Source organism: Rhodococcus sp. S3 (assembly GCF_058211795.1).
Genome location: NZ_CM177074.1, coordinates 1,682,178 through 1,695,337, shown reverse-complemented (window position 1 = coordinate 1,695,337; position 13,160 = coordinate 1,682,178). Strand labels below are relative to the sequence as shown.

The window sequence follows — 13,160 nt, the reverse complement described above, 5'->3', positions numbered from 1 at the left end:
ATCAGGACACGCGGCGCAGCAGCGCGGCGAGTGCCTGTCCGCCACCGATGCACATGGTGACGACGCCGAGTTCGAGATCGCGGCGGATCAGGTCCTTGGCGACGCGCAGCGTCAGGATCGCGCCGGTCGCGCCGACCGGGTGGCCCAGGGCGATCGCACCGCCGTAGGGGTTGGTCTTCTCCGGGTCGAGCTTGGCGTCGCGCGCCACCGCGAGGGCCTGCGAGGCGAAGGCCTCGTTGAGCTCGACGGTGTCGATGTCGGCCGGCGTCAGGCCGTTCTGCTCGAACAGCTTCGCCAGCGCGAGGGTCGGGGCGTAGCCCATCAGCTCGGGCTCCATCGCCGCGGTGACCACCGACTCGAGTACGACGGAGGCACCGAGGCCGCGTTCGCGGGCGACCGACTCGCGGGCCAGGACGAGCGCAGCAGCGCCGTCGTTGATGCCGGAGGCGTTACCGGCGGTGACGGTGCCGTCCTTGATGAACGCCGAGCGCAGCTTGCCGAGCACCTCGAGGGTGGTGTCGGGCTTGGGGTGCTCGTCCTCGGTGACGGTGACGGGCTTGCGGCCACCGATCTCGACCGGGGTGATCTCCTCGGCGAAGGCCGCCTTCGCGGCGTCGGTGGCGGCGCGGCGCTGCGATTCGAGAGCGAACTCGTCCTGCTGCTCGCGGCTGACACCGTACTCGCGGGCGACGTTCTCGGCCGTGACACCCATGTGCTGTCCGCTGAACGGGTCGGTGAGCATGCCGACGGTGCCGTCGACGAGTTCGCGGTTGCCGAGCTTGTAACCGCTGCGGGCACCGAAGTCGTAGAACGGCATGCGCGACATGCTCTCGTCGCCACCGGCGACGGTGATCTCGGCGGCACCCCAACGGATCTCCTGCGCCGCGGACCACACGGCCTGCAGACCCGAGCCGCACAGGCGGTTGACGGTCAGGGCCGGGGTGGAGACGGGAAGTCCGGCGGCGAGGGTGACACGACGGGCGTTGTAGGCGTCGGCACCGACCTGACCGATGCAGCCCATGACGACCTCGTCGATGTCCTCACCTGCGACACCCGAGCGCTGCAGCGCCTCGCGTACGGCGGTGGCGCCGAGTTCGTGCGCGGGTACGTCCTTGAGTGCGCCGCCGAAGCTGCCGACGGGGGTGCGTGCGCCGTCGACGATGACGATGCGTTCCGGAGCGGTCATTTCTCGTCCAATCTGGTCGAACACCTGGGGTCCACGCGCCGGCACCGCCGAGCGCACGGATCTTCGGGAAGGCGTCCTCCCGAAGCGTCTGACTCGATGCTACGGCACCGAGTGCCGCGATCGCGATGGCCCGAACACACGTTTCAGGAACGGGAACGGAAATGCCATTCTACAATACCGACTACGCCATTTTCACTCGTCGTCGACCGTGAACGGAGGACCCTCCGCGAGACGTTCCGCAGCCGCCGGTGTGCCCAGTTCACGGCGGTGGCGAGGATGCTCCACATAGAACTCGAGGAAGCGGTACAACTGCACGGGATCGACAGCCAGATGCCGTGAGTCCACCTCGATCCGGGGTTCGGGCGGCAGGCGCTCCAAGAGGAACACCCGACTCGTGCGTCGACGCGCCCACGCCGCCGACCCGTGCCCCTCGATCCAGATCTCCGGGAACCCCCGGTCGACCGCACGGAGACCCCGCACCGAGACCCACGGCAGGTAGGACTCCACGAACCAGCCGCGCAACCTGATCCCGTCCGGTCCGAGAACGAGCGAACCGGCCCGGATGCGCCCGAGTGCCACCTCCACGAGGAAGGCCAGGCACACCCCGGCGACGAGCGCCAGCACCAGCGCCACGAGGGGTAGCCCCTCGTTCCCGACCACGATCTCCACGGCGGCGCCGAGCGAGAGGAACGTCCCACACAGCACCATCGCGAGCAGCAGACCGAAGACGGGACGGCGGCCCCCGATCTCGGTACCGCCGCGACCGGCCGTCTCGAGGTACCGAACCCGCGGTGTGCGGCTCGGTGGCGACGACGGCGGTCGCCGACCCCCGGATCCGGCAGGCCACCAGAAGGTGGCGCCGAAGGCCGCCGTCAGCAGCATCAGCAGCGCCAGGATCGAATAGAAGCGGTCGGCACCCACCGAACCGGTGCTCCACGCCCCCGCTCCGCGGGCCGCGGCGAAGACCGCCACGAGCACCGCCGCGCCGGCCGCTGCGTACACGTGCAGATTGCGCGTGCCGTGCTGCCATTCGCTCGGCGGTTCGGTGTCGGACGTCGGTTCGGTGTCGGACGTCGCATCGGTGTCGGAAGTCGCAGCCTCCGTGCCGCGCCCACCCCACGGGACAACTGGTCGTCGCATCGGTCTCCCCTCCCGGCGTACCGAGGAGCCCCGACGTCCTCGACCCTGCCGGTCGGCCGGAACGCTACCTCGAGCGGCGGACCCGATGCGGACCCTTCGGGCGCGATGTCACCGACGGGCACACGAGTTGGCACCGGTCGGTGTGACAATTAACATACCCCTCGGTCATCAGAGTGTTGAACCAGGTCACGGCCGTTTCTGAAGGGACAGGACGCGTATGGGAGAGTCTCGCGAGAATTTTTCCCTACGTGTCGGTAACACCTATAGGCGTGAGCACGACACAATCTGTGACGATTCAGACGAGACCGGAGGAGTCTGCATGACTGTCCAGCTTGATTCGCCTGGCATCGCGTCCGTCGGCGAAGCTTCGTCGGCCGAGGCAGAGCTCGGGGAGCTGTTCGAGCAGATCAAGGAGCTCGACGCTCAGCTGCTCGCGGTGATCAAGCGGCGTTCGGAGCTCGTTCAGCGCGCCGGAGCATCCGCGAAGGGCACCGACGCGAGCCGCGAAGCACAGGCCGAGGAAATGGCCGTCCTGGGACGCTTCGCCGAACTCGGCACCGACGGCAGCACGCTCGCGATGACGCTGCTGCGCCTCGGCCGCACCCGCAAGGCCTGAGACCTACAACCGACGGCCCCCGCACCACACGGTGCGGGGGCCGTCGCCGTACCCGGGGCCGTCCACCGATTCGCATCACCCCGGTCGCAAACGTGGCCGCCCGCTCCCAAGTCGGCATACCGTCGGGACATCCCCGAAGAACGGACAGGAGCAGCATGGATCTCGGACTCACCGCGAAGAGGGCCATCGTCACCGGCGGTAGCCGCGGCATCGGCTATGCCATCGCGCGGGCACTGGCCACCGAAGGCGCCGACGTGGTGATCGCGGCCCGTACCGCGGCCGATCTCGACATCGCAGCGAAGACCCTCTCGGAGGAGACCGGGCGACGAATCGTTCCCGTGCCCACCGACACCGGCGACCAGGCCTCGGTCGACGCGCTGGTCGCGCGGGCCGTCGCCGAACTCGGCGGGGTCGACATCCTCGTCAACTCCGCCGCCACTCCCTGGAGCGCCAACAAGCCGACGGACTTCGCCGCGACCACCGACGACGTCGTGCGCAACGAGGTCGAGATCAAGGTCCTCGGCTGCCTGCGCACCGCACGGGCCGTCGCCCCCTACCTGATCGAGCAGGGCTGGGGCCGGATCATCAACATCAGCGGTCTCGGCGCACGCAGCGCGAACTCCATCGCCCAGACGGTCCGGAACGTCAGCGTCGCCGCTGTGACGAAGAACCTCGCCGACGAACTCGGCCCGCACGGCATCAACGTCACCGTGGTGCACCCCGGCCGGACCCGCACCGAGCGGCTGGCGGCACGGCTGGCCGAGGAGTCGGCCGAGACCGGCACGCCGGTAGCCGAACTCGAACAGCAGATCGCGAAGAACTCCGTGAACCGCCTCATCGACGCGAGCGAGGTCGCCGATGTCGTCGCGTTCCTCGCGAGCCCGCGCAGCATCGGCATCACCGGCGACGCGATCGCCGTGGGCGGTGGCGTGCCCGGCGCGGTCTACTACTGAGCAAGCTCCCGAAACGCCACCCCCGAAACGATGCGGCACCGGCCGGGAAACCCCGACCGGTGCCGCATACGTCCTCCGTCAGCGCAGTATCGTCTTGATCTCCAGGAACTCCTCGAGCCCGAAGACACCGGCCTCGCGTCCGATACCCGACTGCTTGTAACCACCGAAGGGTGCGTCGGTGTTGAAGGCGCCACCGTTGATGTAGACCTGGCCGGTGCGCATACGGCGGGCCACGGCCTCCGCTCGCGCCGGATCGGCCGACCACACCCCGCCGGACAGGCCGTACTCGCTGTCGTTGGCGATGCGCACCGCGTCGTCCTCGTCCTGGTATCCGATGATCGACAGCACCGGCCCGAAGATCTCCTCGCGGGCGATCGTCATCTCCGGCGCGACGTTCGTGAACACGGTCGGGCCCACGAAGTAACCGGTGGTGAACTCGGTTTCGCGCCCGTCGAGCACCAGTTCGGCACCCTCCTCGACACCCTTGTCGATGTACGCCTTCACACGTTTCTGCTGCGTTCCGCTGACGAGCGGACCGAGCTTCGACGACGGATCGTCGGGCAGCCCGACGGTGTAGGCCCGCGCGACCTGCTCGGCGATGGCGGTGGCCTCCGCCAGACGGTCGGCGGGGACGAGCATGCGGGTCAGCGCGGTGCAGGTCTGGCCGGAGTTGAGGAAGCACTTGCCGACACCCTCGGTGACGGCGGCGGTGAGGTCGGCGTCGTCGAGGATGATGTTGGCCGACTTGCCACCGAGTTCGAGCGCGACCTTCTTCACCGTTTCCGCAGCGACGACCGAGACACGCTTGCCGGCGCGCGTCGAGCCCGTGAACGACACCATGTCGACGTCGGGGTGCGCGGCGATGGCCTCGCCGACGACCGGCCCGTAGCCGCTGACGAGGTTGAACACGCCCGGCGGCAGGCCGGCCTCGTCGACGATGTCGACGAGCGCGTAGGTCACCAGCGGGGCGACCTCGGTGGGCTTGAGCACCACGGTGCACCCGGCGGCGAGCGCGGCGAAGACCTTCAGCACCACCTGGTGCAGCGGGTAGTTCCACGGGGTGATCGCCCCGACGACCCCGATGGGTTCGCGTACGACGAGGGCGTTGCCGATCTCCTGGTCGTCGAAGTCGTACGTCCCGGCCAGCGACGCATAGCTCGCGATGTTCTTCAGCGGCATCCCGACCTGGATGGCACGTGCGAAGTGGGCGGGCATCCCCATGTCCTGCGAGACGACCCGCGTGAGCTCGTCGGCGCGCTCGTTCGCCAGCGAGGAGACCTTCTCCAGGTAGGCGGCGCGCGCCGCACCACTGAGCGCGGACCAGGCCGGGAAGGCGGCCTTGGCTGCGGCGACCGCCCGATCGACATCGGAGGCGACACCCTCGGCGACCACGGCGACGACCTCTTCGGTCGTCGGGTTCACGACCTCGATGCGGCCGCTGCCGTCGGAGTCCACCCACTGTCCGTCGATGTAGATCTGCGTACGGTCGAGAATGTCGGTCATATCGCTCTCCCCTGCTCGTAGGCCGGCCTGTCGACGCCGTTGGGCGCGAGCGTAGCGAAGACCCCTCCCGCAATACAGCGTTTACTCCCGGCGGGTTGTGATGTATCCCGCCGTCATCGGAGTTAACACGTGCGCTACACTGGCGATTGCTGCTCGCGCGCTCCACCGTCGCAACGCACGGCGCATTCGGACAAAGACGTCTGCATTCACCTATATCGTCTCCGGCACACGTCTATGCACTTCAGGAGCTGCGCCTTCCCACGCGTTCCCCTTCTTCGCATCGTCACTGCCGGTCGACGCCGAATTCGATGCACCGAGGAGGACGTCCGTGACGCACGCCAGTGACACCGGCCTGTACGACAGCACGCTGGACAAGAGCAGTTGTGGTGTCGGTTTCATCACCCGCAAGGACGGCGTGCAGACCCACGACGTGCTCACCCGCGGCCACGAGGCCCTGTGCGTCGTGCCGCACCGCGGTGGCATGTCCGCCGAGGGTGTCGGCGACGGAGCCGGCATCAACGTGGACCTGTCGGTCGCCTTCTTCTCCCAGATCACCGGAAAACCCTTGCAGGCGGGATACTTCGGTGCCGGGAACTTCTTCCTCCCCACCGATTCCGCGGCGCATGCCGATGCCGAGGAACTCGTTTCGTCGGCGCTCGCCGGAGCCGGGGTCACCGTGCTCGCGGTGCGCGACGTTCCCGTCGACGACAGCGTGTTGCGTCCTGCCGCACCGAAATACCAGCTGCCGATCCGGCAGTGGATCTTCACCCGGCCCGATGCGTGCGACTCCGTCGACGAGTTCGACCGGCTGTTGCACGGCGTGCTTCTCGAGGTCGAGGCCCGCGCCTACACCGAGCCCGAACTGGGCGGGCTGTACCCGCTCTCGCTCAGTGCGCGCACGCAGGTTCTCAAGAACCGCTTGAACTCTCACGAGGTCATCCCGTACTTCCGCGATCTCACCGACCCGCGGCACGCGGTGCACACCCTGTTCTTCCACACCCGGTTCTCGACGAACACCGATCCGCATCCGACGATGGCGCAGCCGTTCCGCCTCATGGCGCACAACGGCGAGCTCAACACCGATCGCAAGAACCGGTTGTTCGAGGGCGCTCTCGCCCGCGCGATGGGCCGCGACATCATCCGCCCGCCGGGACAGTCCGACAGCTGCCGCTTCGATCAGACCCTGGCCTCGCGCATCGCCCACAACGACCTCGACCTCGTCACCGCCGTCGTGCAGATGATGCCCCCGGCCTGGGAGAACGACACCGAGCTGTCGCCGCAGGTCCGCGCGATGCTCGAGTTCTTCTCGCTGTACGAGGAGAAGAACGACGGTCCCGCCGCGCTGATCTTCGGCAACGGCGCCGTCGTCGGCGCGCGCCTCGACCGCCTCGGCCTGCGCCCGCTGCGCACCGTGGAGACCGAGGAGTATTTCGCCGTCACCTCCGAGGCCGGCCAGTTCGACTTCGCGCCCGAGACCGTGCTGCGCCGCGGCCGCATCGAGGCCGGCGGCATGCTGTACTTCGATCACCGCACGCGCCGCTCCTACGGAACCGTCGAGGCGCTCGAACTTCTTGCCGCCCGGAAGGATTACGCGTCGCTCGTCGACGATGCCCGCCGCAATCTCGATGCCCTGCCCGAGGTTCCCGCCGAGAAGGCCGGTTCCCCGCTGCGCTACAACGGCGATCTCGAGCGTTACCAGCGCTACGTGTCCTACAGCATCAACCAGGAGTCCTTCCGGTTCATGCTCGACCCGATGCTCGCGTCGGGTCAGGAGCGCATCTCCGCGATGGGCTACGGCAACGCCATCAATGCGCTGTCGGATCAGGAAGGCGGTGTGGCCAAGTACTTCTCGCAGCGCTTCGCCCAGGTCACCAACCCGTCGCTGGACTCGATCCGCGAGGCGGACGGCATGACCCTGCGCGTCGCGCTCGGCGCTCGCCCCGGTAGCGGTGCTCCCGCCTCGTCCGCGACCCAGATCGTGGTGCCCACCCCGATCCTCACGCACCTCGACATGCTGCGTATCCGCGAGCAGTCCGACACCCCGGTGCGGCGTTTCGAGATGCTGTACTCCCCCGTCTTCGACGACGCCAAGGCGAACGCGGCCGCACTCGCCGCCGCGATCGACGGTACTGCCGAGGCCATTGCCGATTTCGCCCGCGAATCCGGTGGCATCGCCGTGCTCACCGACCGCCACGTCTCCACCGACCGCGCCGGACTGCCGATGGTACTCACCGTCGCCGCCGTCAACCAGCGCCTGATCGACGAGGGACTGCGTCTGCGCGTGTCCGTCATCGTCGAGTCCGGACAGCTGTTCTCGTCGCACCACATCGCTGCGACCCTCGGTTTCGGTGCCGCTGCGGTGTATCCGCTCACGGTGCAGATGCGCGCCGAGGAGAAGTTCGGCGACGATGCCGACGCGGCCTTCCTGAAGTTCCGCAAGGCGGCCGAGAAGTCGCTCATGAAGACGATGGGACGCGTCGGCCTGTGCACCGTCGAGTCGTACATCGGCGGTGAGTTCTTCGAGCCGAGCTATCTCGACACGAGCGACGAGGTGCTCGCGCGCTGGTTCCCGAACGTGAAGTCCCCGGTCGGCGGTGTCGGTTTCACCACCCTCGCGCAGGCCGTCGCCGACTGGCACCGTCGCGCTCTCACGGTCGAGACGGAGAAGGACGTCCCGCTGCTGGGTCTGTTCAAGGAGCGCGCCGAGGGCGCCGGTCACTCGTTCGGCACGACCGCCGTGCGCGGCTTCGTGGACATGACCGAGGAGCCGTTCACGCTGCCCGTCGAGAAGGAGGCCGAGCCGGATCTGACCGACGCGCTGCGTCTGCTGCCGCTGCACCGCCTCTCCGACGCGCACGGTCTCGACGACGCGTCGTACCGCTACGGCGGCTTCCGCGCCCTGACACCCGCCGAGATCGATGCCTTCGAGATCACCCCGGGCTACCGCGCGTTCGCCCGCACGATGGCCGACGAGCGCGCGCAGCGTCCCGCGGCGTTGCGCGACGTGCTCGCCCTGCCGGCCGACGTCACCTACGCCGTCACCGCCGAGGACTTCACCAAGGAGATGGGCCGCTTCGCGCGGTTCGGCAACAACTCGATGCTCGTGCGCGGGATCTCCGCAGCTCGGGTCGGTGAGAGCGAGTTCGTGCTGCGTCTGACCGGTCCGCTCGCCGACGACCACCGTCGTCCCGATGCGCTCGCGGCCTCGCTCGTCGCCCGCTTCGGGGACGCCATCGTCTCGCACCGCTGCTACGGCGACACCCTGACCGTGCACGCGATCGGTGATGCCGCGCGCTATCTCGAGCAGGTCCGTCAGGCCCCGCTGAGCGTGCGGCTCGACCGGGTGCAGCCCGCCCACGAGATCACCCCGGCGCTCGCGTCGGGTGCGATGAGCCACGGCGCGCTCAACTCCAACGCCCACGAGGCCGTCGCCCACGGCACCAACATGGTGGGCGGCATGTCGAACTGCGGTGAGGGCGGCGAGCACATCTCCCGCTACGGCACCATCCGCGGCTCGCGTATCAAGCAGTTCGCGTCCGGCCGCTTCGGTGTGTGGGCCGGTTACCTCGCCGATCCGATGCTCGAGGAGATCGAGATCAAGATCGCGCAGGGCGCCAAGCCCGGCGAGGGCGGCCAGCTTCCCGCCAAGAAGGTCACCGTGGAGATCGCCGCGGCACGTGGCGCCACGCCGGGCGTCGAGCTGGTCTCGCCGCCGCCGCACCACGACACCTACTCGATCGAGGACCTCGCCCAGCTCATCCACGACGCCAAGGCGGCGCGGGTGCGGGTGATCGTCAAGCTCGTCTCCTCGGAGGGCATCGGCACGATCGCCGTGGGTGTCGCGAAGGCGGGCGCCGACGTCATCAACGTCGCCGGCAACACCGGCGGCACGGGCGCCGCCTCGGTGACCTCGCTGAAGTACGCGGGCCGGTCCGCGGAGATCGGTGTCGCCGAGGTCCACCAGGCCCTCACGGCCAACGGTCTGCGCGACAAGGTCGTGCTGCGCTGCTCGGGTGCGCACCAGACCGCGTCGGACGTCATCGTCTCCGCGCTGCTCGGCGCCGACAGCTTCGAGTTCGGCACCACCGCGCTGATGATGCTCGGCTGCGTCATGGCGAAGAACTGCAACGTCAAGTGCCCCGCCGGTCTGACCACGAATCCCGAAGTGTTCAACGGTGATCCGCGGGCGATGGCCCAGTACCTGCTCAACGTCGCGCACGAGACCCGGGAGCTGCTCGCCCGCCTGGGTCTGCGGTCGCTGCGCGACGCGCGTGGCCGCGCCGACCTGCTGCACCTGCTCGACCACCCGTCGAGCGTGGGCCGGCTGGATCTGCGGGCGATGCTCGCGGTGCTGCCCGAGGTGCACATCGACAACCCGGTCTACATGGAGAAGGACTACTCGCTCGACGACGCGTGGGTGGCCCGGCTGCGCGAGGCCCTCGTCGATGCGAAGGAGCTCACCGTCTCGCTCGGCGACGGCGTGCAGCTGACGAACAACAACAAGAGCGTCGGCGCGCAGCTGGCGATCGACATCGAGCGCATGCTCAACCACGAGGATCTCGGCGCCCTGCCGGCCGTGCTCGACGACGAGCGTGGACGCCGCTGGTTGCGCGACGGCACCGTCACCATCACCACCTCCGGTTCGGCGGGCCTGTCCTTCGGGGCGTTCTGCAACGACGGCATGCACATCGTGCACACCGGTACCGCCAACGACGGCGTCGGCAAGGGCCAGTGCGGTGGGCAGATCGTGCTGCGCTCCCCCGGCGGCGGCAGCGACGATCGCGGTGGCAACGTGCTCATCGGCAACTTCGCACTCTTCGGTGCGACCGGCGGTCGCCTGTTCGTCGAGGGCGAGGCCGGCGACCGCTTCGCGGTGCGCAACTCCGGTGCCACCGCCGTCGTCGAGGGTGTCGGCGAGTTCGCCTGCGAGTACATGACCAACGGTGCGGTGCTCAACATCGGCGAGTTCGGCAAGGGCTTCGGCAACGGCATGTCGGGCGGGTTCGTCTACCAGTACGACCCCGAGGGCCTGCTCCCCCGCAAGGCCAGCGCCGACTCGATCGTCCTCGGGTCGATCACCGGCGACGACCCGCAGGCCGCGATCCACAACGCCGCGGTACTGCAGCTGCTGCACCTGCACGTCGAGGCGACCGGTTCGGTGAAGGCCCGCTTCCTGATCGACAACTGGCAGGTCGAGCAGCACCGCTTCGCGTACGGCATGCCGCGCGCGCTGCTGCAGTACCAGGACCTCGGCGAGATCCTCGCCGCAGCGTCGCGCAAGGACCTCGCCGCCGAGGTCGCCACCGCGCTGGTCGCGCACCAGGTGCGCAAGTTCAAGGAGAACTACCGCTCGGGTGTTCCCGTCGCCGGTGGTGTCACCCCGGACGCGACCGACACCGAGGCCATGTACGCGCTGCTCAACAACTACACGGTGCTCACCGCCGCGCAGGAGATGGCGCTGCAGAAGGTCCCCGGCGCCACCGACGTGTCGGATCCGGCGGTGCAGAAGGCCGCACGCAATCTGCTGCTCACCGAGGACTTCTTCCTCGTCGCGAAGCTCGAGCGCTACGCCCTCGCGGCGATCGCCGACCACACCGACGAGCAGCTCGCGGCGCTGGTCGCCGACAAGCGCCTGAACGACTACAAGCAGGCCCTGGCCCTGCGCAACGTCCGCTCGGTCGATGCGCCCGGTACCTACGGCTGGATCCTCTTGCAGAGCCGCAAGAATCTCGACGCCGCAGGTCGCCTGCCCGGTTACGAAGAACTGTTCGCGCGCAACGCCGTGCCGAGCGTTCTCGCGTCCACGATGGGAGCCTCCGCGTGACCACCACCAGCCCGTTCATTCCCCTCGATGCTCCGTTCACCGCGGATCAGCGGTCGTGGCTCTCCGGCTTCGTCGCCGGGATGCAGACCCGCCTGTTCTCCGGTGGTCCCGCCGACGATGCCGGGACCACCGGTTCGGCACCCGCTCTGCACGTGCTGTACGGCTCGCAGACCGGCAATGCCGAATCCGTCGCCGAGGACGCCGCGGCCGCGGCCCGCGCCCAGGGCTTCGCGCCGGTCGTGTGCGCCCTCGACGACATGGACCCCGATCGGTTCGCCGGCCTGGGTCAGGTCCTGATCGTCACGTCCACCTACGGCGAGGGTGAAATGCCCGACAACGCCGAGTTGTTCTGGGAAGCACTGTCGGCCGAGGGCGCCCCGCGCCTCGAGAGCATGCACTTCGCGGTGCTCGCCCTCGGCGACACCGGCTACGACGGTTTCTGCCAAGCCGGCAAGCTCATCGACATGCGCCTCGAGCAGCTCGGTGCGCAGCGCATCGTGCCGCGGGTGGACTGCGATGTCGAGTTCGAGGAGCTCGCCGCGGCGTGGATCGCCGAAACGCTGCCGCTCGTCGCCGCGGTCGAGGGGATCGTGGGCGACGGCACTCCCGCCGCGCCCGCACCGGCGGCACCGGCCCGGGCGAAGTCGCAGTGGACCCGCAAGAATCCCTACCCCGCGACCCTGACATCGAACGTCCTGCTGTCCGGCGAGCATTCGGCCAAGGAGATCCGCCACTACGAATTCGCGCTGGCGGATTCCGGTCTCGAATACGAGGCCGGTGATGCGCTGAACGTCGTGCCCGTCAACGACTCCGAACTCGTCGAGGCGATCCTCACCCGGCTGGGTCTCGACGGCGCGGTGGTACCCGAGGAGCACGACGAGACCCTCGGGCACCTGCTCACCTACAACTACGAGATCACTGCGCCGTCTGTCGACCTGCTCGAGGAGATCGAGAAGCACACGGGCAACGAGGAACTCACCTACGTGCTGCGACACGGAGACAAGGCCGCGCTCGACGAATGGTTGTGGGGCCGCGACATTCTCGATGTGCTGCTGCTCGACCCCGCACCCGAACTGTCGGCCGAGCAGTTCCTCGCGCTGCTGCGTCCGCTCCAGCACCGCGCCTACTCGATCTCGTCGAGCCCGAAGGCGTGCGAGGGTTCCGTGCACCTGACGGTCGCGGCGGTGCGCTACGGCACCGACGGTCGCGAGCGGCGAGGTGTGTGCTCGACCTTCCTCGCCGATCGCGTGGGCGAGAGCACGGTCGGGATCTTCGTGTCGAAGAACAAGGCCTTCCGCGTCCCCGCCGACGACACCGCACCGATGATCATGGTGGGCCCCGGCACGGGCATCGCGCCGTTCCGGGGGTTCCTGCAGGAACGCAGCGCCCGCGGGGCGACGGGCAGGAACTGGCTGTTCTTCGGCGACCAGAAGCGCAGTTGCGACTTCATCTACGAGAACGAACTGGCCGAGTTCGTCGACTCGGGCGTGCTCACCCGGCTCGACCTGGCGTTCTCCCGCGACCAGTCGGAGAAGATCTACGTCCAGACCCGGATGAAGGAGAACGGCGCGGAACTGTTCGCCTGGCTCGAGGACGGCGGCCACTTCTACATCTGCGGCGACGCCTCGCGAATGGCGAAGGACGTCGACCGCGCGTTGCACGAGATCGTCGCCGAGCACGGCGGGCTGAGCGAGGATGGGGCCGCCGAGTACGTCACCGCACTCAAGCGCGAGAAGCGGTACGTACGCGACGTGTACTGATCGAGGCGCCGGGGCGGGCGTCCCCGGCGCTCGCGCGCGTCGAGCGTCGCGGCCGAATTCGATGATCTTGAAACGGAATTCACCGCGATCCGGCCTCTCGAATACTGCGTGACTGTTCAGATGATCAGGTAGTGTGCCGGACAAGCACTCCACGTCGAAGGGTGGTCCCCGTGGACGT

General features: G+C 68.6%; 7 protein-coding genes. 4 read left to right on the top strand and 3 right to left on the bottom strand.

Annotation, left to right across the window (positions count from 1 at the left end; all coding sequences use genetic code 11):
- Nucleotide 1: 1 nt before the first annotated feature.
- Together AC0LPE_RS07925 and AC0LPE_RS07920 are read right to left on the bottom strand one after the other, a co-directional pair.
- On the bottom strand, nt 2–1,186 hold the full coding sequence (locus AC0LPE_RS07925; protein WP_490605991.1) for a thiolase family protein: 1,185 nt from the start codon (nt 1,184–1,186) through the stop codon (nt 2–4).
- A gap of 192 nt (nt 1,187–1,378) precedes the next feature.
- A complete protein-coding gene (locus AC0LPE_RS07920; RefSeq protein WP_160876199.1) occupies nt 1,379–2,326 on the bottom strand; it encodes a hypothetical protein in 948 nt (315 codons plus the stop codon).
- Nucleotides 2,327–2,645: 319 nt separating this feature from the next.
- Between AC0LPE_RS07920 and AC0LPE_RS07915 the strand changes: the two genes are divergently transcribed.
- Nucleotides 2,646–2,942, top strand: coding sequence for a chorismate mutase (locus AC0LPE_RS07915; RefSeq protein WP_085469565.1), 297 nt, complete (start codon nt 2,646–2,648; stop codon nt 2,940–2,942).
- Between the two features lie 155 nt (nt 2,943–3,097).
- On the top strand, nt 3,098–3,895 hold the full coding sequence (locus tag AC0LPE_RS07910; protein ID WP_060654350.1) for an SDR family NAD(P)-dependent oxidoreductase: 798 nt from the start codon (nt 3,098–3,100) through the stop codon (nt 3,893–3,895).
- A 78-nt stretch (nt 3,896–3,973) separates the two neighbouring features.
- Here the strand turns inward: AC0LPE_RS07910 and AC0LPE_RS07905 are convergent, their stop codons facing one another.
- Nucleotides 3,974–5,398 (bottom strand): aldehyde dehydrogenase family protein, encoded by a 1,425-nt coding sequence (locus tag AC0LPE_RS07905; RefSeq protein WP_490605990.1) that lies wholly within the window; start codon nt 5,396–5,398, stop codon nt 3,974–3,976.
- A gap of 328 nt (nt 5,399–5,726) precedes the next feature.
- On the opposite strand from AC0LPE_RS07905, the gene AC0LPE_RS07900 reads away from it, so the two are divergent.
- Nucleotides 5,727–11,222, top strand: a complete 5,496-nt coding sequence (locus tag AC0LPE_RS07900; RefSeq protein ID WP_490605989.1) for a glutamate synthase-related protein — start codon at nt 5,727–5,729, stop codon at nt 11,220–11,222.
- Nucleotides 11,219–12,982 (top strand): sulfite reductase subunit alpha, encoded by a 1,764-nt coding sequence (locus AC0LPE_RS07895; RefSeq protein ID WP_490605988.1) that lies wholly within the window; start codon nt 11,219–11,221, stop codon nt 12,980–12,982. The genes AC0LPE_RS07900 and AC0LPE_RS07895 overlap by 4 nt, the downstream gene beginning before the upstream one ends.
- Nucleotides 12,983–13,160: the final 178 nt, after the last annotated feature.

Coding starts and splice junctions, on each gene's coding strand:
- AC0LPE_RS07920 (WP_160876199.1), bottom strand. CDS start 2,326: ATGCGACGACCAGTTGTCCCGTGGGGTGGGCGCGGCACGGAGGCTGCG.
- AC0LPE_RS07905 (WP_490605990.1), bottom strand. CDS start 5,398: ATGACCGACATTCTCGACCGTACGCAGATCTACATCGACGGACAGTGG.
- AC0LPE_RS07925 (WP_490605991.1), bottom strand. CDS start 1,186: ATGACCGCTCCGGAACGCATCGTCATCGTCGACGGCGCACGCACCCCC.
- AC0LPE_RS07915 (WP_085469565.1), top strand. CDS start 2,646: ATGACTGTCCAGCTTGATTCGCCTGGCATCGCGTCCGTCGGCGAAGCT.
- AC0LPE_RS07910 (WP_060654350.1), top strand. CDS start 3,098: ATGGATCTCGGACTCACCGCGAAGAGGGCCATCGTCACCGGCGGTAGC.